The sequence below is a fragment of the Neobacillus sp. BP17 genome (assembly GCF_059579525.1).
In genome coordinates this window covers 1,530,632-1,556,798 of the sequence record NZ_CM184198.1, presented here as the reverse complement: position 1 = coordinate 1,556,798, position 26,167 = coordinate 1,530,632, and the positions used below count along the sequence as shown (strand labels likewise).

General features: G+C 38.4%; 31 protein-coding genes and 1 tRNA gene. 9 read left to right on the top strand and 23 right to left on the bottom strand.

Features of this window, described 5'->3' with window-relative positions:
- Positions 1-49: 49 nt before the first annotated feature.
- The 5 genes from AC4QJR_RS07480 to AC4QJR_RS07460 form a co-directional block, all read right to left on the bottom strand.
- Positions 50-1,729: a cbb3-type cytochrome c oxidase subunit I gene (locus tag AC4QJR_RS07480; RefSeq protein WP_496525787.1), complete on the bottom strand. Its 1,680-nt coding sequence runs from the start codon at positions 1,727-1,729 to the stop codon at positions 50-52.
- A gap of 14 nt (positions 1,730-1,743) precedes the next feature.
- Entirely contained in the window at positions 1,744-2,211 is a 468-nt protein-coding gene (locus AC4QJR_RS07475) for a cytochrome c oxidase subunit II (protein WP_251456415.1), read from the bottom strand.
- A 12-nt stretch (positions 2,212-2,223) separates the two neighbouring features.
- Positions 2,224-2,373: a cytochrome c oxidase subunit 2A gene (locus tag AC4QJR_RS07470; RefSeq protein WP_098572485.1), complete on the bottom strand. Its 150-nt coding sequence runs from the start codon at positions 2,371-2,373 to the stop codon at positions 2,224-2,226.
- Positions 2,374-2,567: 194 nt separating this feature from the next.
- On the bottom strand, positions 2,568-3,512 hold the full coding sequence (gene cyoE, locus AC4QJR_RS07465; protein ID WP_285850887.1) for a heme o synthase: 945 nt from the start codon (positions 3,510-3,512) through the stop codon (positions 2,568-2,570).
- Between the two features lie 213 nt (positions 3,513-3,725).
- Positions 3,726-4,709: a 2-hydroxyacid dehydrogenase gene (locus AC4QJR_RS07460; protein WP_496526633.1), complete on the bottom strand. Its 984-nt coding sequence runs from the start codon at positions 4,707-4,709 to the stop codon at positions 3,726-3,728.
- A gap of 220 nt (positions 4,710-4,929) precedes the next feature.
- Here AC4QJR_RS07460 and AC4QJR_RS07455 point away from each other — a divergent pair, with 220 nt between their 5' ends.
- On the top strand, positions 4,930-5,802 hold the full coding sequence (locus tag AC4QJR_RS07455; protein ID WP_373561679.1) for a DNA-3-methyladenine glycosylase family protein: 873 nt from the start codon (positions 4,930-4,932) through the stop codon (positions 5,800-5,802).
- A gap of 198 nt (positions 5,803-6,000) precedes the next feature.
- Here AC4QJR_RS07455 and AC4QJR_RS07450 read toward each other — a convergent pair whose 3' ends face one another.
- From AC4QJR_RS07450 to AC4QJR_RS07435, 4 genes are all read right to left on the bottom strand, one after another.
- On the bottom strand, positions 6,001-6,933 hold the full coding sequence (locus tag AC4QJR_RS07450) for a DMT family transporter (RefSeq protein WP_496525786.1): 933 nt from the start codon (positions 6,931-6,933) through the stop codon (positions 6,001-6,003).
- A gap of 296 nt (positions 6,934-7,229) precedes the next feature.
- Entirely contained in the window at positions 7,230-8,705 is a 1,476-nt protein-coding gene (locus AC4QJR_RS07445; protein WP_496525785.1) for an MDR family MFS transporter, read from the bottom strand.
- A 162-nt stretch (positions 8,706-8,867) separates the two neighbouring features.
- A complete protein-coding gene (locus AC4QJR_RS07440; protein ID WP_496525784.1) occupies positions 8,868-9,419 on the bottom strand; it encodes an NADPH-dependent FMN reductase in 552 nt (183 codons plus the stop codon).
- A gap of 58 nt (positions 9,420-9,477) precedes the next feature.
- Complete coding sequence (locus tag AC4QJR_RS07435; protein ID WP_496525783.1) at positions 9,478-9,846, bottom strand: DoxX family protein; 369 nt, start codon at positions 9,844-9,846, stop codon at positions 9,478-9,480.
- Positions 9,847-10,001: 155 nt separating this feature from the next.
- On the opposite strand from AC4QJR_RS07435, the gene AC4QJR_RS07430 reads away from it, so the two are divergent.
- Positions 10,002-10,475, top strand: a complete 474-nt coding sequence (locus AC4QJR_RS07430) for a MarR family winged helix-turn-helix transcriptional regulator (protein WP_496525782.1) — start codon at positions 10,002-10,004, stop codon at positions 10,473-10,475.
- A gap of 310 nt (positions 10,476-10,785) precedes the next feature.
- Here the strand turns inward: AC4QJR_RS07430 and AC4QJR_RS07425 are convergent.
- Positions 10,786-10,858 (bottom strand) — tRNA-Val (locus AC4QJR_RS07425).
- A 181-nt stretch (positions 10,859-11,039) separates the two neighbouring features.
- Between AC4QJR_RS07425 and AC4QJR_RS07420 the strand changes: the two genes are divergently transcribed.
- The 5 genes from AC4QJR_RS07420 to AC4QJR_RS07400 all read left to right on the top strand — a co-directional run bounded on the left by AC4QJR_RS07420 (position 11,040) and on the right by AC4QJR_RS07400 (position 15,788).
- Positions 11,040-11,264 (top strand): hypothetical protein, encoded by a 225-nt coding sequence (locus AC4QJR_RS07420; protein ID WP_496525781.1) that lies wholly within the window; start codon positions 11,040-11,042, stop codon positions 11,262-11,264.
- Positions 11,265-11,375: 111 nt separating this feature from the next.
- The gene (locus AC4QJR_RS07415) at positions 11,376-12,098 is read left to right on the top strand and encodes an alpha/beta hydrolase (RefSeq protein WP_496525780.1); all 723 of its coding nucleotides are present in this window, start codon (positions 11,376-11,378) and stop codon (positions 12,096-12,098) included.
- 307 nt (positions 12,099-12,405) lie between these two features.
- Positions 12,406-12,918, top strand: coding sequence for a YjcG family protein (locus AC4QJR_RS07410; protein ID WP_098572476.1), 513 nt, complete (start codon positions 12,406-12,408; stop codon positions 12,916-12,918).
- A gap of 5 nt (positions 12,919-12,923) precedes the next feature.
- Positions 12,924-13,346, top strand: coding sequence for a GNAT family N-acetyltransferase (locus tag AC4QJR_RS07405; RefSeq protein WP_251456438.1), 423 nt, complete (start codon positions 12,924-12,926; stop codon positions 13,344-13,346).
- A 138-nt stretch (positions 13,347-13,484) separates the two neighbouring features.
- Positions 13,485-15,788 (top strand): UvrD-helicase domain-containing protein, encoded by a 2,304-nt coding sequence (locus AC4QJR_RS07400; RefSeq protein WP_496525779.1) that lies wholly within the window; start codon positions 13,485-13,487, stop codon positions 15,786-15,788.
- Between the two features lie 24 nt (positions 15,789-15,812).
- On the opposite strand, the gene spoVIF is transcribed toward AC4QJR_RS07400, so the two are convergent.
- From spoVIF to AC4QJR_RS07360, 8 genes are all read right to left on the bottom strand, one after another.
- A complete protein-coding gene (gene spoVIF / locus AC4QJR_RS07395) occupies positions 15,813-16,067 on the bottom strand; it encodes a sporulation-specific transcription regulator SpoVIF (RefSeq protein WP_251456753.1) in 255 nt (84 codons plus the stop codon).
- 169 nt (positions 16,068-16,236) lie between these two features.
- A complete protein-coding gene (locus AC4QJR_RS07390; protein ID WP_098572473.1) occupies positions 16,237-16,356 on the bottom strand; it encodes a YjcZ family sporulation protein in 120 nt (39 codons plus the stop codon).
- Between the two features lie 107 nt (positions 16,357-16,463).
- Positions 16,464-16,820 (bottom strand): stage V sporulation protein AE, encoded by a 357-nt coding sequence (gene spoVAE, locus AC4QJR_RS07385; protein ID WP_026566163.1) that lies wholly within the window; start codon positions 16,818-16,820, stop codon positions 16,464-16,466.
- 4 nt (positions 16,821-16,824) lie between these two features.
- Positions 16,825-17,850, bottom strand: coding sequence for a stage V sporulation protein AD (gene spoVAD / locus AC4QJR_RS07380; protein ID WP_496525778.1), 1,026 nt, complete (start codon positions 17,848-17,850; stop codon positions 16,825-16,827).
- Positions 17,851-18,330: a stage V sporulation protein AC gene (spoVAC, locus tag AC4QJR_RS07375; protein ID WP_098572471.1), complete on the bottom strand. Its 480-nt coding sequence runs from the start codon at positions 18,328-18,330 to the stop codon at positions 17,851-17,853.
- Positions 18,331-18,346: 16 nt separating this feature from the next.
- Positions 18,347-18,814: a sporulation protein gene (locus AC4QJR_RS07370; protein ID WP_496525777.1), complete on the bottom strand. Its 468-nt coding sequence runs from the start codon at positions 18,812-18,814 to the stop codon at positions 18,347-18,349.
- A 145-nt stretch (positions 18,815-18,959) separates the two neighbouring features.
- Positions 18,960-19,103, bottom strand: a complete 144-nt coding sequence (locus tag AC4QJR_RS07365) for a hypothetical protein (protein WP_180230021.1) — start codon at positions 19,101-19,103, stop codon at positions 18,960-18,962.
- Positions 19,104-19,185: 82 nt separating this feature from the next.
- The gene (locus AC4QJR_RS07360; RefSeq protein WP_098572469.1) at positions 19,186-19,542 is read right to left on the bottom strand and encodes a DUF1360 domain-containing protein; all 357 of its coding nucleotides are present in this window, start codon (positions 19,540-19,542) and stop codon (positions 19,186-19,188) included.
- A gap of 131 nt (positions 19,543-19,673) precedes the next feature.
- Between AC4QJR_RS07360 and AC4QJR_RS07355 the strand changes: the two genes are divergently transcribed.
- Complete coding sequence (locus AC4QJR_RS07355) at positions 19,674-20,183, top strand: CotY/CotZ family spore coat protein (protein ID WP_098572468.1); 510 nt, start codon at positions 19,674-19,676, stop codon at positions 20,181-20,183.
- Positions 20,184-20,227: 44 nt separating this feature from the next.
- Here AC4QJR_RS07355 and AC4QJR_RS07350 read toward each other — a convergent pair whose 3' ends face one another.
- The 3 genes from AC4QJR_RS07350 to AC4QJR_RS07340 form a co-directional block, all read right to left on the bottom strand.
- A complete protein-coding gene (locus AC4QJR_RS07350; RefSeq protein ID WP_375376108.1) occupies positions 20,228-20,740 on the bottom strand; it encodes a CotO family spore coat protein in 513 nt (170 codons plus the stop codon).
- 121 nt (positions 20,741-20,861) lie between these two features.
- Positions 20,862-21,632, bottom strand: coding sequence for an enoyl-ACP reductase FabI (gene fabI / locus AC4QJR_RS07345; RefSeq protein WP_251456444.1), 771 nt, complete (start codon positions 21,630-21,632; stop codon positions 20,862-20,864).
- A 100-nt stretch (positions 21,633-21,732) separates the two neighbouring features.
- Positions 21,733-23,589 carry a monovalent cation:proton antiporter family protein gene (locus AC4QJR_RS07340; protein WP_496525776.1) on the bottom strand — a complete coding sequence of 619 codons (1,857 nt, stop codon included), beginning with the start codon at positions 23,587-23,589 and terminating at the stop codon, positions 21,733-21,735.
- 89 nt (positions 23,590-23,678) lie between these two features.
- Between AC4QJR_RS07340 and prpE the strand changes: the two genes are divergently transcribed.
- The gene (gene prpE / locus AC4QJR_RS07335; RefSeq protein ID WP_496525775.1) at positions 23,679-24,416 is read left to right on the top strand and encodes a bis(5'-nucleosyl)-tetraphosphatase PrpE; all 738 of its coding nucleotides are present in this window, start codon (positions 23,679-23,681) and stop codon (positions 24,414-24,416) included.
- Between the two features lie 32 nt (positions 24,417-24,448).
- Here the strand turns inward: prpE and AC4QJR_RS07330 are convergent, their stop codons facing one another.
- Positions 24,449-25,354 carry an RluA family pseudouridine synthase gene (locus AC4QJR_RS07330; protein ID WP_496525774.1) on the bottom strand — a complete coding sequence of 302 codons (906 nt, stop codon included), beginning with the start codon at positions 25,352-25,354 and terminating at the stop codon, positions 24,449-24,451.
- Between the two features lie 18 nt (positions 25,355-25,372).
- Complete coding sequence (locus tag AC4QJR_RS07325; protein WP_098572462.1) at positions 25,373-26,167, bottom strand: NAD kinase; 795 nt, start codon at positions 26,165-26,167, stop codon at positions 25,373-25,375.

Sequence of the window (26,167 nt, the reverse complement as noted above, 5' to 3'; positions counted from 1 at the left end):
ATTGAAAACCTTCCAGATAAAGCGCCTACTGGCTTTTAGCTTTTCGTAATCACCATGTTTTAAACGGTGGTGACCCAGGAGGGGCATTGACGATAAATTCCGTTAATGGGATAACATAGGCCATGGCTACAACTAATAGCATAACAACAATCCAAAGGCCCCAACGCTCTGTCCAGTATGGTGTTTTGGTTGCATTTTCTTCCTCTTCCGCAATCGGAAATTCTGTTTCACCTTTTGGCGCAAAGAACATCATATTGACAACAGCATACACTTGAAGAATAACACCGATAATTAATAGTGTTCCTCCCACAGCTAAGCACATTAAATACGGGTCCCAGCTTAATGCTGTTACATTATCGCCGTAGGTTGTATAGGAAGTTCTTCGCGGAGAACCAAGTAATCCAACCCAATGCATAGCACCTGACATAAATATCATACCAATTGTCCAGATCCAAGTTTGTATTACGCCTAATCTATTTATTTGTGGAGTTAGAACACGTTTTGAAATATAAGGAACTAACCAATAACTAATTCCAAAGAAAGTCATTACCACCGACATTCCGAGTGTTAAATGGAAATGCCCAACAATCCACATGGTATTATGAACAACTTGGTCTAGCTGGTTTGTACTTTGGGCAATCCCTCCTGCACCTGCTGGAATAAAGGCGACCATAGCAATAAATGGTGCTAGGAAACGAACATCCCCCCATGGCATTTTCTTATACCAGCCAATTAGACCTTTTCCACCTTGTTTCCTGGCAGTCCGCTCAAATATAGCAAACATAGCGAATGCGGTCATTAATGATGGGAAACCAATCGCCAAACTCATAAATACATGCATAAATTTAACTGCTTCAGAAATTCCTGGGTCGATAATCTGATGATGGAATCCACCAGTGATGTTCATTACAACTAAGGCAATAATAACCACACGGGTTAAGGTATCACTCCAACGTCTTCCACCGATAATTTTTGGTACAACAACATACCATGCAGACACGGCCGTTAAATACCAAATATTAACCAGCGTGTGTCCAAACGCCCAAAATAGTGTCCGAGCAACCATGACATTAATTGTTTCAACCCACCCAAAGGCCCATGGAATAATGGTTAAAACTTCAATTGCAACTGGGATTAGAGCAAAGAACAAAAGGATAAACACACCGGTTGCAAAGTAAGCAAGAATAGGCACATGTTGACCTTTGTTGTTTTTTCTCCAATTAGCGACATTGATAAACGCCCCAATGCAGCACATCCAAACGCCTAAAGCAATGAATACTAACCCGATATAGAAAGCCGGATGTGCTGCCATCGGCGGATAAAATGTATACATAACTGATGCTTCGTTCATTAGAATTGGCACTATGCATAGAATAAAGCCGACAATCTTCATTCCAAAACCAATCCAAGCTATCTTCCTTATTTTCGGCAGCAGTCCTCCTAAAGTATGGGAAAGTGATGCATAAAAGTATCCAATCGTAAAGAAGGCAGTTAAGACAACAACTAATAATAAACCATGTGCTGTTAATACTTGATAATAGTTACGCCATGATGGCAGTTCTAGAAGTCCTGACCTATTTAGTCCTTGCAGCAGTCCTAATATTCCGCCCAGAAGTAGTGCTGTAAATGCTACAATGATATATGTTTTTGTTAAAACGGCATCTTCCTTACTGATTCCCATTACTTTATTTGCTTGATCTTTTAGTGTATGTGATTTTGCTGTTTGCATTTTCTTTCCCCCCTTTATTTAACCGTAATCGTTGTACTCATTGCTTGGTGACCAGCACCACAGTATTCGTTACATAACACTAAGTAAGTGCCTGGTTTATCAAACTTTTGGGTGATTTTTTGAATATGTCCTGGCATTACCATTGCATTCACGTTTGTTCCAGCTACCTCAAAGCCGTGGACCACATCTTTGGAGGTTAGTGTAAAATGCACTGTAGAACCAGCAGGAACTTCAAAATTACCTGGATTAAAGCTAAATACTTGTAAAGTCATCACAACTTCATATTCATTTTCACCAATTTTAGTAACACCTGGTTTATCGAATGGTGCGATTTGGTCCACTTTTTGTGGATCAATAATTTCCTTATTGCTTGGTGGAGCCATATCCAAGGCAAATGCTTGATAGCCTGTGATAAACATGAAAATCATGATTATCCCAAAACTTAAGGTCAGCCAAATTTTTTCATCAAGATGCATCTTCATTCCAAATCCCCCCTAAACTCTAGACATGTAAAGTCCATATAATAAGAAATACGTAAGTAGAATGACTACTCCCACAACACTTACGGAAATCCATGTTCCTTTTAACGGTGCTTCTTGAACTTCGCCTGCCTTCTTTTTGTTGTTTCCTTTTGCAGCTCCCATTCCGAATCATCCCCTTTGTGATTTTCATACTTATATCATAGTTGGGAACCATTCTCAGTGTAGTGAACCGCATCACACATCTTCTCATTTAAAAAAATAAATACGTTTAAAAGATCCGATTAATAAAAAAAAGTCCAATCGATTGTAGGCATTGTATTTGCCTACAGCGATCAGACTTTTTCATATAATTTCTTTTAGCGATGGAAGATCGGTAAGGTAACCACAATCATCATGAGGAAGATAATGGTTATATAATTAACTGAGTATAAGAAATTCACTTGGGCCCATTTATGGTTATCTTTGATAAAAAAACCGCTGATACTTACCACCAACCACCCTGCGTTTAGCAAAGCAGCTATGACCATAAAGGTTGTTCCAAGTGAATCTAAAAAGAATGGCAATGGAAACAAGCAAGCAATATACATGACCATTTGCCGTTTAGTCACGGAGAGTCCACGAACAACGGGAAGCATCGCCACCCCAGCCGCTTTATATTCTTTATATTTCTTAATGGCTATCGCAAAGGTATGCGGCATTTGAAAAATAAACAAGATTAAAAACAAGATCATTGGTACCTTTTGAAATCCAGGTGCGATCGCTGTCCAGCCAATTAAAGGTGTAACCGCACCAGACACACTGCCAATTATGGTATTAAAGGTATACTTTCGTTTCGACCACATGGTATAGGGAAAACAATAAGTAAACCATCCGACGAAACCATATAACGCAGCTTCGAATGTCGTAAACAGTAATAAAATAAACCCAACTACGGTAAGTGAAATTCCAATGATTAATACTTGCTTAAGTGAGAAATTCCCAGTCACTGTTGGACGATTCTTTGTACGATCCATTACTGTATCAATATCAACATCGTACCAGTTATTGAGCGCAAGTGCCCCGGCAATCACCATTGTACTTCCGAAAATAGTTAAAAGTAATAAATCCACATTACTTGAGAGAGGGACATCCGTAAAATATAAAGCTAACCAGAATCCTGCAAAAACCGGCAGGACATTAGCGGTTAAAACATTTGCTTTAAATAGTAACTTTAGATCAGTCATTAAACTAGATAGATTTCGTTGATTAACTATAATAGACCTTCCATCCTTCTGTAGAGAAGGTACCTCATTATTACTCATATAATATCCTCTCCTAAGAAGTAATTCTAAACAAATTTAATACTATCATACCATATTTAGATTATCATAATAATTGGTGTCAGGCACCCGAAAATGATTGTTGTATATTACCAATTGTCCCAAACCTGATGAGATTTTTGAGGATGTTCCCCACATCTTAGATAAAAAAGGCGTAGAGAATCACCTTTTTTAATGATTCTTTACGCCTTTTATTTATCGGACTTCGCTTAACACCTCTTGATTTATTAAGGAAGGCGGCTGTTTTCCCTGGAGACCACGCACTAGATTTTCAGCTGCAAGTTTAGCCATTTTCAATCGTGTTTCATAGGTTGCAGAACCAATATGCGGCAATGTGACTACGTTATCCATTGACAATAGCGGGTGATCTGGGTTTACTGGTTCTTGTGTATACACGTCAAGTCCCGCAGCTAAAATCTCTCCGTTTTGAAGAGCCCAAACTAAGGCATCCTCGTCTACAGTAGCCCCGCGCGAACCATTGACAAAAATGGCTGATTTCTTCATTAATTTAAATTCCTTTTCCCCGATGAGTTTAACAGTGTTTGGAGTTAGCGGCGTCATTAAGCAAATGAAATCAGCTTGCTGACAAATTTCTTCAAGTGAACAATAGGTTGCATGAAAGGTTTGTTCGGCTTCTGGATTTCGCGAACGATTATGATACAAAATAGGCATATCAAAGCCAAAATGAGCCCGTTTGGCAATAGCCGAACCTACTCCTCCCATTCCGATAATTCCTAATGTCTTATGATGAACATCTACGCCAAATTGCTCTTCACTAATTTTCGATGTCCACTTCCCTGACTTGACCAACTGGTTTAATTCTGGCATTCTTCTTGCTGTTGCTAGTAATAAGCCAAAAATGGTATCTGCAACACTATCATATAAAACACTAGGTGTATTGGTTGCCATAATTCTTCGTTTTGTTATTTTCTCAAGATCTAAATTATCGTAGCCAACTGAAATATTGCTAATTACTTTTAGGTTAGGGGCCTGCTCTAAAAACTTCTCATCAATTTTTAAACTCGAGCCTAGAATTCCTTCTGCATCCTTTAATTCTTGGTAAAATTCAGGAAGTGTGGTTGCATCTAAGTCTTCAAAATAAATGACTTCACAGGCTTTACGTACATACTCCAAAACTGTTGGATCGACTTTTTTATAGACAATAACTTTTGGTTTCAACAAATATTCCTCACCTTCATTATTAGATCCTTCATAGAAGCTTTAATTACATAATCAATATACACTTATTCAAGTGGAAAATAATAGATTTTTGATTGTAGCATCAAGATAGAAACATTGTTTTCTACACTTTTATGATAAAAATAGATTATAGCAAAATGCCGGAGGAGATAAAGTGACGAATCCTAGAAATACCTATGAAGAGGAATCATCCAAAGTAATCATTCCGCTGCCTGAAGAATTTGACCTGAAAGCAAACCTTGGTTATCTAGAGCGGAATAAAAATGAATGTATGTATGAAGTTGAAAATGATACCATTACAAGGGTCATTGCAATTGATGAAATTCCAACCCTTGTCAGAATAAAAGTCAATGATTCAAATCAAATGGTTGTACACTTTTTAAAAGGTAAACCGCAGGAGACTATAGATGTCGTCCAATATATTCGAGAATGGTTTGACCTTGATAATGACTTAACTCCCTTTTATCAAATGGCAAAAACAGACCCATTCCTTAAAATGATTGTAGAAAAGTTTTATGGATTACGTCTCATCGGAATCCCTGATTTGTTTGAGGCGCTCTGTTGGGGTGTCTTAGGGCAGCAAATTAACTTAAGCTTCGCCTACACATTAAAGAAGCAATTTGTAGAAAAATTCGGTGAGTCAATCGAATGGGAAGGCAAAAAATATTGGATATTCCCCTCCTACAAAAGAATTGCTAAACTCACACCTATTGACCTGGCAGATATTAAAATGACTGTTAAAAAGAGTGAATATATTATTGGGATTGCGCAATTAATGGCCAGCGGTGAATTATCCAAAGAAAAATTAAGGGAAGCCGAAAACTTTAAAGAGGTCGAAAAAAGCTTAATTAAAATACGTGGGATTGGTCCATGGACAGCTAATTATGTGCTGATGCGCTGCCTGCGCTTCCCTGCCGCCTTCCCTATCGATGATGCAGGTTTAATCAATGCTATTAAAACCCTACTTAATATGGATAGAAAGCCAACCAAAGAGGAAATCCTAAAGATTTCTATCCCATGGAGAAATTGGGAATCCTATGCAACCTTTTATTTATGGCGTGTTCTCTATTAATTAAGAAAAGCGCAAGCGCCCTGGTCAGCGGCGTATGGCCTCCTCGAAAGAGCTAACGCTCTTTCTTCGTGCGATGAATCAAAAATTATTATTGACCTGCTTATGCCTATGAAAAAACCGAAAATATTAAGTTTCGAAATGAATCTTTAATTTTTTCGGTTTTTTAAGTTATCGATTATTGGTCCTGCTATGGTTGTATCATACCGTGCTTTCCTCCTCTAAAATGGTATCAACTGGTTTCTTTGCCTTAGACCTTCCATCTGCGACAAGAATGGCTGAATACAAAACTAAGGCAATTCCTAACACCTGCCATCCCCGTAGTTGTTCCCCCAGAAAAAGTACTCCAGTTACTACTGCAATGATAGGTTCAATCGTTGCTAAAATGGACGCCTTACTTGCTTCTAAATGCTTTAGTCCTGAAGTATACAAAACAAAAGCTGCGACCGTTGATACGAGCGCCAGCAACACCGCTGCCACCCAAACATCAGCATATTGAAATTGATCAGTCTTTTTTATTATGTCACTTGTCAATAACATGAATATACTCGTATAAAGAAATGTGTACGTTGTAATGGTCAATGCAGAATACCTTTGGGTTACAGGTTTACTGAAAATACTGTACAACGCATAACAAAATCCAGATAAAATCCCCATGACCAAGGTTTTCATTTGTATACCTTCTTGGCCTAGTGGCAGCAGGCCTACAACAAAGGCACAACCTGTAATAGCAAGAGCAAGTGCCCACCCTTTACGAATAGTCAGGGACTCCTTAAAAAAGAGCCGAGACAAGATGGTTACAAACAGAGGACCTGTATATAAAAGTGTTACTGCAAGGGATAAACTCGATTGAGAAAAAACTTCGAAATAAAAAAAATTAAATAAAGCGACACTTAAAATTCCTGCACAGGCGAAAAAAATGTGATCTTTTAATCTGGTACGTAACTGATCCCGATAAAATGCTGTCATAATTAGAATTAAGATAACAAAGGTAAAAATACCTCGAATGGCAACTACGTCCCAAGCCGTAAAGCCGCGAGCATACAAAGGGGCAATAAATAAACCAATAAGTCCCCAACATACCGCACCAGCAATTGTAATAATGTAAACTCTTAAACTCGTCCGTTTTTCCATTTTCCACCTCTTATTTCCAAAGGAAATGACTCTGATTATTCACTTCGCCATTAACCAGGTCAAACCCTCCCAATTTATTATTCAAAGTGGATCATAGGTCATTTAGTTCATAATGACCCTAATAAAAATACAATCGTAAGAGGAAAACTACATCTGATCATAGTAATAGGTTCATTTAACTCTAAAAAAAGAAAAAAATCCCAAAATCATTGAAATTTTAGGATTTCTTATGATGAACCTGTGAGGGATTCGAACCAATCAACTAATTAGATAGAAAGAATCATCCACTTTTCTTTTTAATGTCCTGCCATCATGGTTGCATTCACTTCTTTTGTTTCTTCATCTTGGACATGTTCCCGCTGTTGTTTTGGTCTACTAAGGATTGTTCCTAAAAGCGCCCCTGCCAATGCAATCCCTGCAGCTAGAAGGAACGTGTCACCATAGGCAGAAACGGCAGCTTCAATTGGGTCAGCTATTAATGTCACATGATCAGTAATTCTTGACGTTAGGAACCCAGTCATGCCTGCTACTGCAAATGAAACCATTACTTGTTGGGCCGCAGTTGTTAATGGTGTGACGCGATTTACAAGACGTTTTGGAGCGGATTGAAGGACATGAGTATTAATTGCCATCATGGACAGACCCATTCCTGCTCCCATCATCACCAAACATGAAATGATAAATCCAGTTGTAGTATCCATAGAAATTCGTGAAAGCATAGCTAGCGATGCCGTAATAATAGACAAGCCTGTTATCGCTAAAGGACGAGCACCTATTTTATCATATAAACGCCCTCCGATTGGCATCATAACACCTGATGCTAGAGCTTGCGGGAGAAGAATTAAACCAGTATCCAATGCACCGTAACCTCTTACTGTTTGTAAGAATAACGGGACAATAATCATAACCCCAAATAATGCGATTTGGGAAAACCATGCAATCACAATCCCTTTTCGAAAGTCGGATGATCCAAAAACTCTCAACTCTAATAAAGGCTCCTTTTGACGAAGTTCGACGATAATAAATAGAATGAGAGCAACTCCACCTACAAATAATCCGGTAAGAGTTTCCGTTGAAGTCCAGCTTTTGCCCCCTTCACTCACTCCATAGGCAAGCATGGAGAATGTGATAGGGGCTAATATGATACCTAAATAATCAAGGGATGCAACGGTCTTGCGTTCAACTTTTGGTAAAAATTTCAATCCAACCAAAATGGCAATAATACCGATTGGCAAATTAATAAGGAAAATCCAATTCCAGGTAACGTATTCTACAAGATATCCTGCTAAAACAGGCCCTAGTGCAGGTGCTAAAAGCATCGGAACCCCAAGTGTTCCCATTACAGCCCCTATTTTATCCGGAGGAGCAAGTCGGAAAATAATGGCCATTCCTATTGGCGCTACCATTCCTCCCCCCAATCCTTGAATAACCCGATAGAGGATAAGCTGTTCAGGGTTTCGGGCAACAGAGCATAGAACGGAACCAAGTGTAAACAAGGCGATTGTAATTAAAAATATCTTTTTTGCCCCAAATCGGTCCGTCATCCAACCTGCTAAAGGAATGACAGCTGATAATGCGAGTGTATAACCTGTTATGGACCATTGCATGGTCGAAACATCCGATTTAAAATCTTCCACTATTCCAGGCAAGGCAACATTCATCGCCGTACTATCAAGAATTACCATTATCATACCAACAATGACAGCTAGTAGTGGTCCTATGATGTTTTTAATGGAGAATGCTTTATTGTTATTTTCTGTTTTTACTGACATACGATCTCCTTCTCCTTTTCAAGTGCTGGTATATAGCTACAATTTGGCAAGCACAGATACAGTATTCACTGCTTCGGGAATAATACCCGAAAAAAAAAGAATATCAAACACTACTTTTGGGTAGTACCTGATATTCGAATGACATTTCAAAATGATCATTGGTTAATTTCTTAAGGTTTTTAATGCACCGCTCCAAGCAGCAACTTGATCAAGCATTGCATTTACATTAGTAACGTGCAGGTCAGCTGGTTTAAATGTAGTATAATTTTCAAAGTCAGTAAATAATGACAATGTAGGATGGACACGGACATCTGCAACCATTAACTCACCCAAAATTCCTCGTAAATGTTCAGCAGCACGAGCACCACCAGTTGACCCATAACTAACGATACCTGCTGCTTTGTTATTCCATGGCTCACGAGCTAAATCAAGTGCATTTTTTAAGGCTCCCGTTATGCTGTGATTATATTCTTGAACGATGAATACGAAACCATCTAGTCTGTTAAGTTTTTCATTCCAAGCTGCAATTCCAGGTTCTGTCCCATCAGTTGTCCCAAAAAACGGTAATTGATAATCCGCAATATCTACAATTTCATAGTTTGCATCTCCACGTTGGTCAGCAATTCCTTTAACCCATTTTCCCACTTGCGGGCTTACTCGCCCTTCCCTTGTACTACCTAAAATAATTCCAATATTTAATTTCTCATTTGTCATGTTTCTTCCTCCTAATTACCCTTTTAAATTAATTTTAATTCTGTCCACCCATAATTTTTCATGAAAACATGTTCAACAGGTCAGATATGTTAATAATAGTAATAATAGCTGCCAGTATAGCTAGTATGAACGCCGGAAGGGCCTGACTGAAAGGATCTTTTGCCCAAACATGAGCAATCACTCCGCCAAGCATGGTGATCGCAAGCCATACCCCAGCTAATGCTGTTACTCCAGGATTCCAAAAACCGATAACTAAACCAGCAACCCCTACAAGTTGTACCCAGCCAGTAACCACTCGGAACCATTGTGGCAGGTTGAGGTGCTTGAATGCTTCAACTTGCTGTTTATTACCAGTTATCTTCATGAACCCTGTCATCAAGAAAACTAGAGCTAACAGGCTTTGAAGAACGATAGATATAATGAACAAGATAATTCCCCCCTGTATATTTTTTTTCACAATATCCTTTATAAGGTACAATGGTACTAACGGATATTGAGTTAAATTTTAGTGAGCTTACTCAATATAAGTTTGCTCAATATGAGTTTATTCGATATCTTTAAACGTGTCAAGGAGGATTTTTTATGACGAACCAACATTCTTCAAAAGCATCAGCAATAGAAGCTATCTATGCCTTAATTAAGACTTCTCATTATATTCAGAGAGAATTTGAAGCACATATTTCAGATCTCGATATGCCGTTTCAAATATCAGGACCCAGACTTCGCCTTCTACTTGCTGTTTCTGAAGTAGGGAAAATACGAATGAGTGAGTTAGCGGCCAAATTAGGAGTTAAGGCTCGAACGGTTACTGACTTTGTGGACGCGCTAGAAAAGGATGGACTTCTTGTCCGGCTGCCTGATCCAATAGACCGACGCGCTACTTTGATACAGCTGACTGACATGGCCCAAATGCAAATTAAAAAAGTACGATTGCTTGAAGAAGAAGCAGCAGAAATATTATTAAAGAATCTGACTCAAGAGCAGCGACACCAACTTATTGAACTTCTATCCAAACTTACAAATTATAAAGAAGTTCAATGCTCATTAGATGAATGAATGTAAAAAAACCGATTCTCCTTTAGACAAGGAAAATCGGTTTTTTACATTCATTCAATATTAAAATACATAAAATTTATGATTCACCAGCGAACGTTCTTTTTATGTATTTTTGCCTTATATCAATTTGTATCCTTCTTAAACCCCACGTTAATAGGAATAACTTAGAGCTTCGGGTCACTTTCTAATAATTTTATCTCCTATTCGAGAATATGGCTCGTCCAGGCTGCACAGATACCTGTTACTGCTTCAAAGAACGCAATAAAAAAGCCAACAAACGTTGATTTCTCTCGGTTTGTCGGCACTTGTATGACCTGTGAGGGGTTCGAACCCCCGACCTCAACCCTGTCAAGGTTGCGCTCTCCCAACTGAGCTAACAGATCAAATATTTAACTACAAATCTAATTATAGTAAAAATAAAAAAAATGTCAATACCATTTTAAGTTTCCCCTTATAAATATCCATTATAACTAACACAAATAAGAACATTAGTTCTATTCGTCTTGAATAAAGAACAAATGTTTGGATATAATAATATTATAAACCAAGAAAGGCGTGATCCAGATGGAAGGACTGTTTATACGTTCAATTGAGGAAAATATTCCATTAGAAATGATTTACCTAGCCGAAAACCAAGAATTATCCCAACGGAAGTTGATTGTGAAGGAAATGAATGACGAATATATTCGCGCCTTTTGTCTGCTTCGAAAACAAATGCGCACCTTCAAACGTGAAAATATCCTATCCATTATGCCTGAATCCCGTACTAACCACCGCTATCTTCACTAATTCTCACACCCACATTCACACCATATTCCTCCCCCCTATTATTAAAAGCATTTCCACTTTAGTTTTGTTATAATGCAGTGGTAGAGATCGAATCACAGGGGGTTTTATCACATGGAGTTTCCAAAAGGAACCATCAAAGAACTTACCATTTTTAGTGCAGAACTTGGAGAGGATGTTCAACTCCTTGTTTATCTGCCAGCAAACTTCTCACCGTTATATAAATACTCTCTGTTAATTGCCCAGGATGGCCGAGACTATTTTCAGCTTGGTAGAATCGTGCGATTGGCAGACGAGTTTCTTTTTCAAAGAGAAATTGAAAATTTAATCATTGTCGGGGTACCCTATAAAAACGTAGAAGACCGACGCAAGAAATATCATCCAAAGGGCTCCCAGAATCAACAATACATCCGGTTCCTAGCCCATGAATTAGTTCCTTTTCTTGACCATGAGTTTCCTACCTATCAAATGGGCTCAACAAGAGCACTAATCGGCGACTCCCTTGGCGGTGCTGTTTCTTTAATGACAGCGCTTCAATACCCGCATACATTTGGAAAAGTCCTTTTACACTCTCCATATGTGGATGATAGTATTTTGAGCGCCGTTAAAAACTTCTCAGAGGGACAATTATTACAACTCTATCATGTAATCGGGAATCAAGAAACGGAAGTTCAGACAACAGACGGCAGTCTTAAAGATTTCCTAACCCCGAACAGGGAGCTTTCAAAAATAATTTCAAAGAAACCCATTACATATTTTTATGAAGAGTTTAGTGGTAATCATACCTGGACCTACTGGCAGCCTGATTTACGGCGCGCCCTTAAAATGCTGTTTTAATTAACCCCTATCAACATCATGATAAGTCATTTAATATATTTTGAAAATTTGCTATAATATTAGGAAGGTTAATTTTTGTTTTTATTATAAAGGCTGTGTTAGAGGTTAAAGTTGATTTTTAGCACTCTGTTGATTGGAGTGGAAGGCACGAAGACTCCTGCGGGAGTACGGGGCAGGGGAGACCCCGCAGGAGCAAAGCGACGAGGAGGCTCCCCGGCACGCCCGCGGAAAGCGAAGTGCCTGGAACGGAAATCAACAGACAAGTTTAACACAGCCATTATAAGTTCATCTAAATGGAGGTATACGTATGAAATTTGGAGTTGTTATTTTTCCATCAAAAAAACTACAGGATTTAGCTAATTCCTATCGAAAACGTTATGACCCGCATTATGCTTTAATTACGCCGCATCTAACATTAAAAGATGCATTTGAGGCGTCCGAAGAAGAAGCGAAAGAATATGCTGATAAATTAAGAAGATTAGCTGCCCATCACCAGGCATTTACATTAAAAACTTCGAAAATCAGCTCATTTAAACCCGTAAACAATGTTATTTATTTTAAAGTTGAAAAATCGGACGAACTAACCGCTTTGCATAACGAAGTTAATCAAGAATTTACCGAGCAAAACTTAGAATATGCATTTGTTCCGCATATTACCATTGGTCAACAGCTTTCCAATGATGAACATTCTGATGTATTTGGCTCCCTCCGTATGACAGCGATTAACCATGAAGAAACGATTGATCGTTTCCATCTTCTTTATCAATTAGAAAATGGTTCCTGGACTGTTTATGAAACATTTCGTCTTGGAAAGGAATAGTTTAAGTGAATGTAAAGATTGTTGAAAATCAAAAAGAACTTGAAGATGCTTATTTTATTAGGAAAACTGTTTTCGTTGAAGAACAGGCTGTCCCACTTGAAGAGGAAATCGACTCCTTTGAAAACGATGCAAAACATTTTGTCATGTACCATGAAGGATCTCCAGTTGGTGCTGGCCGCTTTCGTTTCGTTGATGGCTATGGAAAAGTCGAACGAATCTGTGTCTTGAAAGAGGCAAGAAAAACAGGGGCCGGAAAAGCGATTATGAATAAGATTGAAGCCTATGCACGTGACAACGATATTCATCAATTAAAGCTTAATGCCCAAACCCAGGCCATTCCATTTTACTCGGGACTTGGTTACGAAGTTGTTTCAGAAGAATTTATGGATGCAGGAATTCCACATAAGACGATGGTGAAAAAAATATAACCTCATGAAGCACTTGACGCGGCAGCGTTAAGTGCTTTTTTGGTAATTCCATCAATGTCAAAGAACCTCTTTTAGTTCCTCCAAGGTTTTGATATGATAGAACATGTCTTGATTTTTGGATATAGAGGATAAAAAATTATGAAAACAGCGATTTATGAAAATCAGAATATTGTCCTTGAGCAATTAAGCAGGGAGCAATATCAGAAAATATTTCTTGCCGGAAAAAATGGTCATTTAAGTTGTCCAATCTGTAACGAAAACGTTCGCTTGTTTTTAGGTATACACAAGGAACCACATTTTTTCCATACACATTCACCTGAAAAACATTGTCCAGAGCCCGAAATCGTGATCGATGTCAAGGCTGATATACAACCAACCACTGAATTGAATGGATTTAGCATCCCAAAGGGTAGGACGATTACAATACCCCCGCAAAGCATTGACCAATTCAAAGCCGCTAAAACGATTGAATATTCTGTTCCATTTAACCTGCCAGATAAAAACAATCTGGAGGAACTCTCACCTTTTTTACAACAACTTGCAAGAAATGGAGTTGTTCTTGATGAAAGTCAGGCTGCCGCTGTCAAAGAGACGGATGGCTCACTGTTGGTACTTGCTGGTGCCGGAAGTGGTAAAACTCGGGTATTAACAGTCCGAACAGCATTTATGCTGGCTGAAAAACTCATCGACCCGAAAACGATCATGCTTGTCACTTTCACATCAAAAGCGGCAGCAGAAATGAAGCATCGGCTGCTTTCCTATCCACAAATAAAACGCGATAAAATTAATCAACTTGTTACTGGTACTTTTCACAGTATTTTTTATCGCATCCTGATGTTCCACGACGCACATATTTGGTCATCAGACAAACTATTAAAAAAAGAATGGCAGCGTGACAAAATCCTGAAGGAAGAAGGAAAAGAACTTGATCTGTCTGAAAAAGAGTTTGCCTATGATTTAGCTCTTCAGCAAATCGGCCTATGGAAGAACTCTCTGTTAATGCCCGATGAAGTGAAGCCCAATTCTGATTGGGAAGAAAAAACCGCCTTTTTATATAAAAAATATGAGGCCTATAAGAAAAAAGAGGGACTGTTTGATTTTGATGATATGTTGATTGGCTGCTATCATCTGTTTATCTCATCCCCCTCCCTGCTTGACCAGTACCAAAATCGTTTTCATCATTTTTTAATTGATGAGTTTCAGGATATAAATAAGGTTCAATACGAACTCATTAAACTATTATCTGCAAAACATAAAAATGTTTGTGCAGTTGGTGATGATGATCAAGCCATTTATTCATTTAGAGGAAGTGACCCAAGTTATTTACTACAGTTTGAAAAGGATTTTCCCAATGCAAAATTGGTCACACTTGATCAAAATTATCGATCTTCACATGAAATTGTTTCCTCTGCTAACCAGATGATTGCGGCGAATAAAATCAGAAGAGCAAAGAAAATGAAGGCACAGTTTTCTTCAGGAGCACTTCCAACGTTATTTTTTCCCTATAATGAAGAGGAGGAAGCAACGATGATTGTCACAGATATACAAGAGCGTATTTCTCATGGAGCAAACCCTTCCGACTTTGCCATTCTCTATCGAACCAATGCCGGCTCGCGTGCGGTGTTTGAAAGATTGGCCGGCTCTAACCTTCCATTTAAGATTGATCTAGATGCAGAAGCTTTTTACGATCGTTATATTGTTAGAAGCGCCCTTTCCTTTCTAAAGGTAAGCCTAAATGAGGATGACCCACAGGCTATGTCTGAGGTATTACCTTTGTTATTTCTAAGGCAAACGGTCCTTAAAGAATTAAAAGCACAAAGCATCTTGAAGGATTGCAGTCTGCTTGAAGCGCTTAGCCACTTAACTACCGCTCATGCTTTTCAAGAAAAAAAATTAAAAAAAGCGGTCACAATTATTCGGGGATTGAAGCATTCACCCCCACACTCAGCACTTGAAAAAGTCGAAAAAGATATAGGCTTCCTTGATTTTTTAAAAAAACGGGGTAACGAGTCAAATAAGCTTGAAAAAGGCTCTGACGATCTAAAAGACTTAAAAGTGGCTGCAAAAAGCTTCGATAAAATTGAAGCGTTCCTTGCTCATGCAGAACATATGTCGGCAATGAACAAAGAAATTAAAAATTTAAGTAAACATTTTCATGAAGCTATTAGTCTTAGTACGATTCACCGCTCAAAAGGTCTCGAATATAAAACGGTTTATATTGTCGGTGCTGTCGACGGCAGTTTACCGCACGATTTTGCACTGGAAGCGTATCGAAATGGCGACTTTACTGCACTTGAAGAAGAAAGAAGATTATTTTACGTAGCGATGACTCGAGCTAAAGATCAGCTTTTTATCTCCGTTCCAGAAAATAGACGAGGCAAAAAGGCACATCGCTCGCGCTTTATAGCGCCCCTTAATAAAAAGAAGAAGACCACTTCCTAATTTAGGAAGGAGGTCTTCTTCTTTTTATTTTTTATTAATCATATTAGAGATTGTATTAAGATCCAGTTGCTTTCCATCATTAATAATGGATTTAACAATTTGATCTTCCATTTCTTGACTTACCGGTTTATTTGCAATTTGAGAAACACGACGAATTACATTGCGGACAGTTTTTTCATCCTGAAAATTGGCGTTTTGTAATGAATTAGCTAATTCAAAGATATCTTTCATATTCACGCCTGTTTTCTTTTCAATGTTTTTAAAAAATCCATTATCCATATTCAAAGATCACGCTCCTTCATAAACTACTTCTATTGTATGAAGGATGGGTAATTTGGTGAATAAAATTGGAAAAGCGTACGTGCATCTAGGCACTATTCAGTAAAAAAAGTGAAAGGGCTGGCTTCTTTTTCAGGCCAACCCATTTCCCTACAGCAAGCACTACCTATTAATAGAAGCTTGCACCAACGATGATTAAAAGGATGAATAATACGACGATTAATACAAAAGTTGAACCGTAGCCAAATCCACCGCCGTAACCGTAACCACAGCCGCCATATCCAAACATAGAATGTCACCTCACTTCTGTAATCTCATTAATAACATATGAAATTACATTCTACTGTGTGTAGGCGCGCCATCTATTTCAGTAAATTGGATTCAAAAATGTTTAGTTTAACCCTTAGGTTTAAATATTAATGCACCGATAAATCCGAAAATAATTGCTGCTGAAACACCAGAGCTGGTCACTTGAAACATCCCAGTCAACACGCCAATAAGGCCATGTTTCTCTGCATCCTGCATGGCTCCATGAACTAAGGAATTACCAAAACTGGTAATTGGAATGGTAGCACCAGCCCCAGCAAAGTCAACGAGTGGTTCATAAAGTCCGAAACCATCTAATACAGCGCCAATTACCACGAGCAAACTTAGTGTATGGCCAGGAGTAAGCTTTGCAACATCAAATAAAAGCTGCCCAATTACGCAGATTAGCCCGCCAATTACAAATGCCCAAAAAAACATTGCTAACATAGGATCACCCCTTATCTTCGTTCATTTCAATAGCAACAGCATGTGCAATACATGGAATGGATTCGTTTTGCTGAAAGCTGAGCGGGGACAGCAATGCACCTGTTGCGACTACTAAAATCCGTTTATATGTACCCTTTTTCAATTGGTTCAATAAATGTCCGTACAAGACTGTTGCTGAGCACCCAGCCCCACTTCCTCCAGACTGTACCGGCTGATCATCCTTATACATTAATAACCCGCAATCTTGGAATTGTCCTCGTTCTAATTCGAGTCCACTTTTGTTTATTAATTCAAAGGCTGTATCATGACCGACCCTGCCTAAGTCTCCTGTAACAATCAAATCATAATAGGAGGGGTCTAATTGCAAATCACGGAAATGAGCAATAATGGTATCGGCTGCGGCAGGAGCCATCGCCCCTCCCATATTAAAGGGATCTGTTAATCCCATATCAATCACTTTTCCGATCGTAGCCGCGGTTGTAACCGGAAATACCTGCCCAGGTTCATTAGGCTGCACAAGTGCCACGCCTGCTCCTGTTATCGTCCATTGTGCAGTCGGCGGTTTTTGACCTCCATACTCGGTTGGGTAGCGAAACTGTTTTTCTACCGCTGCATTATGGCTCGATGCACCTGTCAGGACGTAATTTGCTCCCTGGTAATTTACAACAAATGAAGCCAGTGCCAACCCTTCCATGGATGTAGAACATGCACCAAATAGACCGAAATGAGGAATCTGCATGGTTCTTGCGGCAAAACTTGTTGGTGTTATTTGATTAATTAAATCTCCAGCAAATAAAAATTGGATCTGTTCCTTTTCCATATTTCTTTTATTTAATGCTGTTTTAATCGCCTCTTCTAATAGTAACCGGTGTGCTTTTTCATATGTTTCCTTCCCCATCCATAAGTCTTCATATAGTAAATCGAAATCCTCTGCTAAATTACCATTGGCTTCAAACGGTCCACCAGTAACTCCGGTAGAAGTGATCATTGGCCGATTTGTAAAAATCCATGATTGGTGCCCTTTTAACAATTACAATACCCCCCAAATCACCAGCAGGGTCTTAATCAGTGCCACAACAAATGCCGAGAAAACACCGAAGAGTATGACTGACCCTGCAAGCTTAAACATATTTCCACCCACTCCTAAAACAAAGCCTTCTGTTCGATGCTCTATTGCTGCAGATATTACTGCATTTCCGAAGCCTGTAACGGGCACAGCACTCCCTGCCCCTGCAAATTGTCCAAGTCGATCGTATACTCCAAATCCAGTTAGTAGCATAGACAAAAATACCATGGTTGCTACCGTTGGATTTCCTACACTCTGTTCAGTAAAATCAAAATAATAAATATAAAAATAACTGATGGCTTGACCGATCACACATATTATACCGCCAACAAAAAATGCTTTTATACAGTTCTTCAGAACAGGTCGTTTAATTTCATGCTTCTGTTGAAGTTGTTGATAGTTGCGCTGCTGGGGTGTCATATTTTTTTGTTTACTCGTTGCCATCTATTTTCTTCCTTTCTTACTTCAATTCTTTTGTCATCTTAACGATTTCGTTAAAACGTTTTTCAGCATTCTTCCCTGTATATTTTGAGGATTTCATTTTCTCATCAAGTCTGACTGTTTCTAGAAAAATTTTATAGTCACTTGAGATTGTAAAGTTTTCATCTGGATATTTTCGTTCCAGCATTTTGTTGATATTTTTTTCAATTTTTTTCATTTTAAATCGATATAAATGTTTAACTTTATAAACAACTAGTGTATCTTTCTTTCCTTCCACAACAGCCACATCATATAATTCTGGAAACGAGCTGACATCCTGCTCAATGTCTTTAATCTGATCTTTACTTTTATTCTTTTGTGTTACGATTGGGCTAGGATTCGTTTTTTTCATAAGTGTTAATTGGCTATCCGTAACCTGTTGGTTTTGGTCACAGGAGGAAAGTAACATTAAACAAGTAAGTAAAACCCATCGATGAGTAGCTCTCATATGATTCCCATCCCTTGTTCCATTTTATATTTACCGCTACTATATAGTTTTTTCGACAATGATTAAAATTATGAGGAATAACTTTTATTTTATCTTTTGTTTAAGAAAAATAAAAACTGCCAGCTAATCTGACAGTTCCTCTTACTTACTTTGAAGTTTTTTTCCCACAGCCACAACCTGTTCCTTTTTGCTTTATTGATTTTGATGGTTGATACATGTTAGTTGATTGTGACGATTGAATTGATTGTGAATACTCAGTTGATTGAGCTCTCCTTTTCTTTTGACTCATGATACTCTCTCCCTCGCTCTTAATACTATGTCCACTGCTATAGAATATGAACAACCTATAATCCTTGTCTCAGCGAAAAACACTATTTTTCGATAAAAAACTGCACAATCGACTCCATTATGGATGCACATCCCGCAACCGCCAATATTAAGATAATTGGAAACGAAAAGTCCGGGAATAACATTGATAAACAAACAATTCCAATGGAAGTCCATATTCCTGTACACCAATAACAGCTAATAAGTTCTCCAAAAAATTTTTTAACTCCCTTATCTTTCGGTACGTAATAAACTTCCATTTCTCCGTACTCATTTTTTTCTTTTATTTCATTGAAAAACGGAACCCGAATAAACTCGGTAATCTTATCAAAAACAAGTAACCTTGTCAGCCTAAAGCTCGCCAGCGATAGTAGAAGTAAGTTTAATAAGGTTATTTTCATTTTAGAGGATCCTTTCAAAGAGCTTTTCTTAGCCTAATTTGCTTAAATAAGGCGATTGTCCGTGTCCCAAGAGTGCTCTGTGAAATATGTTAGTATTGTAAGATATATATCGGAATAAGGAGGAAAAATAAATGGGTTGTGGAAATAATCATGATTTTCGTCACGGGAATTGCGTTTGTGAAGTCGTTCGTGCCATTAAGGACATCCAGGACAATGCAGTTGAAGAAGACGAATGCCCTGAGTGTTCCAGTTGTTTTGCTGAGCCCCTCGGGTCATTGGTGTCTCCCGTAAGGAGAGATCCTGTCGATACTCGCGTATTTGTATTAAGTACTGCAGATGGCTCTCCATTCCATGCATTCTTTAGTAACGAAAATAATGCATGTGTGTCTATCTACTTCCGTGTAGAAGATGTATTTGATAATTGTTGCGCTACACTTCGTGTGTTAGTACCAGGACGCCGCGAAGGTGGTACTTTCTGTCCAGTTAACTTGGTTTCAGGCGGAGATAAATGCTGTATCAACCTTGATAAAGTTTGTCAAGTTGAACGTTTCCGCGCAAGTAACGACTGTATTACAGTTGACTTAAGCTGCTTCTGTGCAGTGCAATGTATTGCTGATGTAAACTTAGGAATTTGTAACTAAAAATGTAGCCAGTCGGTAAAACGGCTGGCTTTTTTATGTTCCAACTATTTCCCTATCCCAATCAAGATGATATTTGTAAGTTCATGTACGGGCACAGTTTTAGTTGTTTTATCATGAAAGCGAATGGTCACATCTTGACCATCGTAATCGATCAGATACCCTTGATAATTATTTTCCTCCGTAACAAAAACACATGGAGCAGGCGGGAGGACCTTCGGATAGTTCTTTAAATATTCTATGCGTTCTTCTATACTCATTTCTTTAAAAGGCTTAACCCGCTTAAAAGATGTAAGCTGCCTTTTTTGAGGTGGTTTAGATGCTGTACCCTGTGAATTCGTGTGTGGTTTTGTAGATGGATTCTCTATTTTAGATCCTATCTCTTTTTTTGCGAGAGAAATTTCTTTATTATTATTTTCTTCATTTAACGGCATTTCTTTCTCTATGTCCACTAGTAGTTCCTGTTTTGCAGTGAATATGTCCTGCATGTTCATGGCAGGAGTTCTTGAAAACGGTTGATGTATATAGAGTAGTGGTCCATTGCTCTTTTTTGTCGACATGCTCAGTACCTCCATTTACGTAATCCTACAATTATATTTATGCGGAATGCCTAATCGCGTTCATACGAAAACTAAGAAATTTCTACATAAAAAGGCCCGCATTATTTGCGGGCCTTTCAAATTATAGGATATGGTATCCAGAATCAACGTGAATGTTTTCTCCAGTAATTCCTCTTGATAGATCACTGAAAAGAAACACGGCAGTGTCTCCCACTTCTTCTGGAGTGGTTGCTCGACGTAATGGAGCTCTTTCTTCAATTTCTTTTAAGATGGAATTAAAATCACTTATTCCTTTTGCGGATAAGGTACGAATTGGACCTGCAGAAATCGAATTAACACGAATGTTTTCTTTACCAAGGTCAGCAGCTAAGTAACGAACACTAGCATCAAGAGAAGCTTTAGCTACTCCCATAACATTATAGTTCTGGATGGCACGTTCTCCGCCTAAGTATGTCAATGTGACAATACTTCCTCCCTCAGTCATTAATCCTCTTGCTTCTTTCGCTACAGCTGTTAAGGAATATGAGCTGATATTGTGAGCGAGCAAAAAGCCCTCTCTAGTTGTGCTTAAATACTCCCCGCTTAGTTCTTCTTTATTTGCAAATGCGATGCAGTGTGCTACTCCATGAATGGAACCAACTGATTCTTTGATTTCAGCAAAGCATCTTGCAACTTCTTCATCGTTTGTTACATCACATGGTAAAACAATTGTCCCTTCGGCTTCTAACGAACCTGCTAGTTCTCGGACACTGCTTTCTAACCTTTCACCTGCATAGGTAAAAATTAATCTTGCTCCTGCATTGTGCAATGAGCGGGCAATTCCCCACGCGATACTGCGTTTATTGGCTACACCCATTACTACGTATGTTTTTCCAGATAATGAAAGGTTCATATAAAAGAGTCCTCCTACAATTACACATGATATTAGTACTTGGTACTAATTTTACACTAATTTGTCATAAATGAAAAGTTTCCCTTTTTCAAAAATAAACTCAGGTTTCGCAGAATTCCAATTCTCTTTTCAACTCATCAACATATTCCTTCGAGCCTGTAACGATTAAACGGTCATTCATCTCTAGTTCTGTATCTCCATGCGGAACGATGGAATCCTTTCCCCGAAAAATTCGGACAAAAATAATATCACCCGTAAACGGAAACCTCCTTATTGACATCCCATCAAATTGGCTATTCATCATGACAATTTCATAAAGTCCTGTCTCTTGGTTGGTAAGTATATTGATTAGGGTTGGAGATTCAATCAATGCCCGAAGTAACACTTTTGTTGACATAAATGTAGAAAATACCTCTACATTATGTCCTCGTAAGTTTTCCTCTATATCTGGACTTTCAATTCGCGCAATAACCCTAGATACTCCTCTTTCTTTCGCAACAACGGACAATGCTGCATTCACCTTCTCATCACCAGTTGATAATACGACAACTTCTGATTGAAAGACTTTTGTATTCTCCAACGTTTCGAGTGAATAGTCTGGAATTTCAACGATATCAAATAGTGAATCGGCAATTTGTTTTTCTGATTTCTCCATTCGGGTATGATAAAGGATTGGATCATACAGTCCTGACTTTAATTCTCGTGAAACAGGCATTGTCGTCTGATTGGCACCTAAGAATGCTATACTAACTGTTTTATTTGCAACCACTTCTTTAGGAAATAACTTTTTAAAAACAATGGGTGTAAAAATAGAAGTGATTACTGCCACTAAAATTAGTGTTCCACTCATCTCCGCTGATATGATTTCTAGTCTTTCTCCAATTGTAGCGGCCGCGATGACCAGTGAAAGAGTAGAAGTAAGCAAAAAGCCAGACGCAATGACCGTTTTCAAATCATACCAAATTTTTAATAAGTAAACTGGTAAGAGTTTTGAAAAAAGCAACCCTACTAATAAAAGCGGTATTAATAACAAAAGCTTTTTTTCACTAAAAAGCGACCAAATATCTAAATTTACTCCTACCATCACAAAAAAGATAGGAATCAAGAAGCCATACCCAAAAGAATCTAACTTATGTATAAGCTCTTGGTTGGGTGCTAACAGGGATACAAGTACTCCTGCTAGAAAGGCTCCTAAGATATTTTCAGCACCCACGGTTTCAGAAAGCCCCACTAAAACAATAATTAGTGTAAAAACTGCCCTGGTTCCAATTTGGACGGTCCCCGTTGACAAAGATTCAATAAATGTACGATTTTTAAATCTTTTTCCAAGAAAATAAAGAACGATACCAGCCGCAAACAAAATAAGTAACAGCCACGTATTCCCATGTCCTGATTCATTTAACGAAACAAACACAGCGAGTAAAATCATGGTCACTAAATCTGCAATGACCGCAACCAATAAAATAATTTGGCCGATTACAGTTTTCATCAAATGGGCCTCTTTCAAGGTTGGAACCACTACACCCAAAGATATCGTCGAAATGATTAGCGTCATTAAAAAGGCATTTTCAATAAAACCTGCCATGACAAAGACAATAGATAGACCGAGAGAGAAGATAAAAACCCCTGCAAAGATTAGTGACGCCACAACAAATGAATTGGGCTCCTTTTTCCCATTTGGAAGCACCTTACGCTTATTTCCTCCAGCAAAAGCTTTAAAATCGATTTCAAGACCGCTTAAAAACATAAGAAAAATAAAACCAAGTGTTGATAAGGTGGAAAGCCAAATATCTTTATGAACTACATCGAAACCACTCTTCCCTATGACAAGTCCCATAATTATTTCAGCGACCACTACAGGGATAAAATTCAATTTAAATCGATGTAAAAAAATCGGGGTGATAAATGCCATTGTTACTACAATTAATAAAGAAATAACTGAAACATTTTGCTCCATATTATGACTCCCTTCATTCATTAGGTAGGAATTCTTTTTATAAAATCCAACGCTTCGACTAAAAATATGGTGGACAAGGAGTTGATCCAATGAAAATTGATGTAATCGGTGATATCCATGGATGTTTAGCAGAATTTAAGGAACTCACCTTAAAGCTTGGCTATAAATGGGAAAATGGAATCCCCCTTCACGAAAACAGAGTACTTGGTTTTTTAGGTGATTTAACAGACCGTGGACCTGCTTCACTACATGTAATCGAAATTGTTTGGCAGTTGGTGATGAAAGAAAAAAAGGCTTACTACACACCAGGGAATCATTGTAATAAGTTATATCGTTTCTTCCTAGGCAACAAAGTTCAGATTGCACATGGGCTAGAAACAACCGTTGCTGAGTATGAATCATTATATAAAAAAGAACAGCAATCCATTCGAAAAAAATTTATTGAACTCTACGAAAACGCTCCACTCTATTTAGTATTAGACAACAAGAAGCTTGTTATCGCGCATGCAGGGATTAAACAAGAATTTATCGGACAATCCCATGGAAAAGTTAAGGATTTTGTTCTTTACGGGGATATCACAGGGAAAAAGCACCCGGATGGTTCTCCAATTCGAAGGGATTGGGCAAAGGAGTATCATGGTGAGCCATGTATCATTTATGGTCATACGCCAGTTAAAGAGCCAAGGTACATAAATAATACGTACAATATTGATACTGGCGCTGTCTTTGGCGGAAAACTTACAGCCTTAAGATATCCCGAAATGGAATTGTTGTCAGTTACATCTACTATGCCATATGTGGAGGAAAAATTTAAACAATTTGATTAGGAGTATTTCTAATACACAAAAAAGGCTGCCTCTTAATCATGGAGGTCAGCCTCTAATAAGTTAAACATATCTTTAGGTAATGGAGCAGTAAATATCATTTCATCGTTTAAAAATGGGTGAATAAAGGATATTTTTTTACAATGTAGTGCCTGTCGATTTATTTGTGATACATCTCCTCCATATAAATCGTCTCCAAGTAAGGGATGCTTCAAAAAAGACAAATGAACTCTAATTTGATGGGTTCGCCCCGTATCAAGCGTAAGTTCCAAATGCGTAAACCCATTATATCTCGCAAGAACCTGATAATGAGTACAAGCATATTTACCATCCTTACGAACTTCCCTCTCAATGATACTGTCATCTTTACGGCCAATAGGAGCCACTATCGTATCATTATCTTGTTGCATTTCCCCCTCAGCAAATGCCTCATATGTCCGCTTAACTTGGCCGCTCTGCTGCATTAAACTAAACAAATGATGTACATGGCGGTGTTTAGCAATCAGGACAATTCCTGAAGTATCCCTGTCGAGCCGTGTGACAATGTGCGTAGTAGCATGTAGACCGCAACGCTGATAATAGCCAATCAGTGCATTTGCCAAACTGCCTGCAGGATGTTCCCGCGACGGAATCGTGTTCATTCCTGCTGGTTTATTCATTACCAACAAATACTCATCTTCATAAAGAATCGGTAAAGGAATATTTTCACCAGAAAGCCCCTCGCTCGGACTTTCACTAGGAAAAATTACCGTTAATTTATCTCTCCATGCTAAACGATAGCGGACATTTACTTCTTCTCCATTTACTAGGATATTACCACCTTTGAACTTTATATCTGTTAAAGCTGTTCGAGAAATTTCTTTCTCTTTTAAAAATTCCCTAACCAATTTTCCTTCATTGCTCTCACCAATGACCCACTTCATTTGAAAATGCTGAGACATTACAACGACACCAGCCTCTTAATCTGAAATAAAAGAATCATGCACTCTTTTCCAAAACGGAAATGGGCGGAAGCGAGCAAAGCGAATTTTTTCTTCCGGCACTCTAAATTGAATTGATTTAACATCTTTATGAAGCATTGTCAGATGGTCAATTGTTACCTGAAAATCTGATCGATTGACTGGCTTAAGCATACAATTATGGTGAGCTGGAAGAATTAGCGGCGAGCCAATCGTCCTAAAAACCTTGTTATTAATCGATGCCATCTCCGCAATCTGAAGGGCTGCTATTGATGGATGAATAATCGCCCCGCCAAGGGCCTTATTATAGGCCGTACTGCCTGAAGGGGTCGAAACACATAAGCCGTCACCACGGAACCTTTCGAAATGCTGTCCACGAATCTCCACGTCCATAACCAGTGTTCCCTCTACACTTTTTACAGTTGATTCATTTAAGGCAAGATACCTTGATTCCTTCCCAGCATGAGAATAACGAATTATGACCTCTAACAGGGGGTATTCGACAACCTGATACGGTGTTTTCGCAATCGCAATCACTAGTTTCTCAATTTCATCCGGAATCCAATCCGCATAAAATCCAAGATGACCGGTGTGAATTCCAACAAAAGCAGTTTTATCTAAACGGCTGCTATAGCGATGGAATGCATAAAGAAGCGTGCCATCACCACCAATGGAAACAACTATATCAGGTTGGTCTTCATCGTATATAAGATCGAAATCAAGTAAATACGTCCTCATTTTGTGCATTAATATATTTGATTTTTGATCTCCTTTTGATGTAATCGCAAATTTCAT

Coding starts and splice junctions, on each gene's coding strand:
- AC4QJR_RS07330 (WP_496525774.1), bottom strand. CDS start 25,354: ATGTCTCAGCATTTTCAAATGAAGTGGGTCATTGGTGAGAGCAATGAA.
- AC4QJR_RS07340 (WP_496525776.1), bottom strand. CDS start 23,589: ATGGAGCAAAATGTTTCAGTTATTTCTTTATTAATTGTAGTAACAATG.
- AC4QJR_RS07390 (WP_098572473.1), bottom strand. CDS start 16,356: ATGTTTGGATATGGCGGCTGTGGTTACGGTTACGGCGGTGGATTTGGC.
- AC4QJR_RS07420 (WP_496525781.1), top strand. CDS start 11,040: ATGGAAGGACTGTTTATACGTTCAATTGAGGAAAATATTCCATTAGAA.
- AC4QJR_RS07325 (WP_098572462.1), bottom strand. CDS start 26,167: ATGAAATTTGCGATTACATCAAAAGGAGATCAAAAATCAAATATATTA.
- prpE (WP_496525775.1), top strand. CDS start 23,679: ATGAAAATTGATGTAATCGGTGATATCCATGGATGTTTAGCAGAATTT.
- AC4QJR_RS07480 (WP_496525787.1), bottom strand. CDS start 1,729: ATGCAAACAGCAAAATCACATACACTAAAAGATCAAGCAAATAAAGTA.
- AC4QJR_RS07450 (WP_496525786.1), bottom strand. CDS start 6,933: ATGGAAAAACGGACGAGTTTAAGAGTTTACATTATTACAATTGCTGGT.
- AC4QJR_RS07475 (WP_251456415.1), bottom strand. CDS start 2,211: ATGAAGATGCATCTTGATGAAAAAATTTGGCTGACCTTAAGTTTTGGG.
- cyoE (WP_285850887.1), bottom strand. CDS start 3,512: ATGAGTAATAATGAGGTACCTTCTCTACAGAAGGATGGAAGGTCTATT.
- AC4QJR_RS07360 (WP_098572469.1), bottom strand. CDS start 19,542: ATGAAAATAACCTTATTAAACTTACTTCTACTATCGCTGGCGAGCTTT.
- AC4QJR_RS07430 (WP_496525782.1), top strand. CDS start 10,002: ATGACGAACCAACATTCTTCAAAAGCATCAGCAATAGAAGCTATCTAT.
- AC4QJR_RS07355 (WP_098572468.1), top strand. CDS start 19,674: ATGGGTTGTGGAAATAATCATGATTTTCGTCACGGGAATTGCGTTTGT.
- AC4QJR_RS07415 (WP_496525780.1), top strand. CDS start 11,376: ATGGAGTTTCCAAAAGGAACCATCAAAGAACTTACCATTTTTAGTGCA.
- fabI (WP_251456444.1), bottom strand. CDS start 21,632: ATGAACCTTTCATTATCTGGAAAAACATACGTAGTAATGGGTGTAGCC.
- spoVAC (WP_098572471.1), bottom strand. CDS start 18,330: ATGGCAACGAGTAAACAAAAAAATATGACACCCCAGCAGCGCAACTAT.
- AC4QJR_RS07370 (WP_496525777.1), bottom strand. CDS start 18,814: ATGAGAGCTACTCATCGATGGGTTTTACTTACTTGTTTAATGTTACTT.
- AC4QJR_RS07445 (WP_496525785.1), bottom strand. CDS start 8,705: ATGTCAGTAAAAACAGAAAATAACAATAAAGCATTCTCCATTAAAAAC.
- AC4QJR_RS07440 (WP_496525784.1), bottom strand. CDS start 9,419: ATGACAAATGAGAAATTAAATATTGGAATTATTTTAGGTAGTACAAGG.
- AC4QJR_RS07470 (WP_098572485.1), bottom strand. CDS start 2,373: ATGGGAGCTGCAAAAGGAAACAACAAAAAGAAGGCAGGCGAAGTTCAA.
- AC4QJR_RS07400 (WP_496525779.1), top strand. CDS start 13,485: ATGAAAACAGCGATTTATGAAAATCAGAATATTGTCCTTGAGCAATTA.
- spoVAE (WP_026566163.1), bottom strand. CDS start 16,820: ATGTTAGCAATGTTTTTTTGGGCATTTGTAATTGGCGGGCTAATCTGC.
- AC4QJR_RS07350 (WP_375376108.1), bottom strand. CDS start 20,740: ATGTCGACAAAAAAGAGCAATGGACCACTACTCTATATACATCAACCG.
- AC4QJR_RS07410 (WP_098572476.1), top strand. CDS start 12,406: ATGAAATTTGGAGTTGTTATTTTTCCATCAAAAAAACTACAGGATTTA.
- AC4QJR_RS07365 (WP_180230021.1), bottom strand. CDS start 19,103: ATGAGTCAAAAGAAAAGGAGAGCTCAATCAACTGAGTATTCACAATCA.
- spoVIF (WP_251456753.1), bottom strand. CDS start 16,067: ATGGATAATGGATTTTTTAAAAACATTGAAAAGAAAACAGGCGTGAAT.